This window comes from Staphylococcus sp. EG-SA-10 (assembly GCF_017151945.1).
In the GTDB taxonomy this organism is placed as follows: domain Bacteria; phylum Bacillota; class Bacilli; order Staphylococcales; family Staphylococcaceae; genus Staphylococcus; species Staphylococcus aureus.
Map to the genome: position 1 here is coordinate 1 of NZ_JACVZJ010000048.1, position 1324 is coordinate 1324.

General features: G+C 36.3%; 1 protein-coding gene. It reads left to right on the forward strand.

Going from position 1 to position 1324, the window contains the following annotated elements:
• Positions 1-101 precede the first annotated feature (101 nt).
• Positions 102-1274: an IS256-like element IS256 family transposase gene (locus tag IDG45_RS13700; RefSeq protein ID WP_000195429.1), complete on the forward strand. Its 1173-nt coding sequence runs from the start codon at positions 102-104 to the stop codon at positions 1272-1274.
• Positions 1275-1324 lie beyond the last annotated feature (50 nt).

Here is a 1324-nt window from a genome sequence, read left to right on the forward strand (position 1 = left end):
GATAAAGTCCGTATAATTGTGTAAAAGTAAAAAGGCCATATAACAGTCCTTTTACGGTACAATGTTTTTAACGACAAAAACATACCCAGGAGGACTTTTACATGACCCAAGTACATTTTACACTGAAAAGCGAAGAGATTCAAAGCATTATTGAATATTCTGTAAAGGATGACGTTTCTAAAAATATTTTAACAACGGTATTTAATCAACTAATGGAAAATCAACGAACAGAATATATTCAAGCAAAAGAATATGAACGAACAGAAAACCGACAAAGTCAACGAAATGGCTATTATGAGCGCAGCTTTACGACACGTGTAGGCACGCTAGAATTAAAAGTACCCAGAACACGTGATGGCCATTTTTCACCCACAGTGTTTGAACGTTATCAACGAAACGAAAAAGCCCTCATGGCTTCAATGTTGGAAATGTATGTATCAGGCGTTTCAACTCGTAAAGTATCAAAAATTGTGGAAGAACTTTGTGGTAAATCCGTCTCTAAGTCCTTCGTTTCTAGCTTAACAGAACAGCTAGAACCTATGGTTAACGAGTGGCAGAATCGTTTATTATCAGAAAAAAATTATCCTTACTTAATGACCGATGTACTCTATATAAAAGTACGAGAAGAAAATCGAGTACTCTCAAAAAGCTGTCATATAGCGATTGGAATAACCAAAGATGGCGACCGTGAAATTATCGGCTTCATGATTCAAAGTGGCGAAAGCGAAGAGACCTGGACAACATTTTTTGAATACCTAAAAGAACGCGGTTTACAAGGTACGGAACTCGTTATTTCTGATGCGCACAAAGGATTAGTCTCTGCCATTAGAAAATCCTTCACCAACGTAAGTTGGCAAAGATGCCAAGTTCACTTCCTAAGAAATATCTTTACCACCATTCCTAAAAAAAATTCAAAATCTTTCAGAGAAGCTGTTAAAGGAATTTTTAAGTTCACAGATATTAACTTAGCGCGTGAGGCTAAAAATCGATTGATTCATGATTATATCGATCAACCAAAATATTCAAAAGCTTGCGCATCATTGGATGATGGATTCGAAGACGCCTTTCAATATACCGTACAAGGAAATTCCCACAATCGACTAAAGAGTACCAATCTAATTGAACGACTGAATCAAGAAGTACGCAGAAGAGAAAAGATTATTCGCATCTTCCCCAATCAAACATCAGCCAATCGCTTAATTGGAGCCGTTCTTATGGACCTACATGATGAATGGATTTATTCTTCAAGAAAATACATCAATTTTGATAAGTAGAAATGGTAAAAACATTGTATAGCATTTTACACAGGAGTCTGGACTTGACT

What these genes read in the sequence shown, in the direction of transcription:
- IDG45_RS13700 (WP_000195429.1), top strand. Translation starts at nt 102, where the DNA reads ATGACCCAAGTACATTTTACACTGAAAAGCGAAGAGATTCAAAGCATT.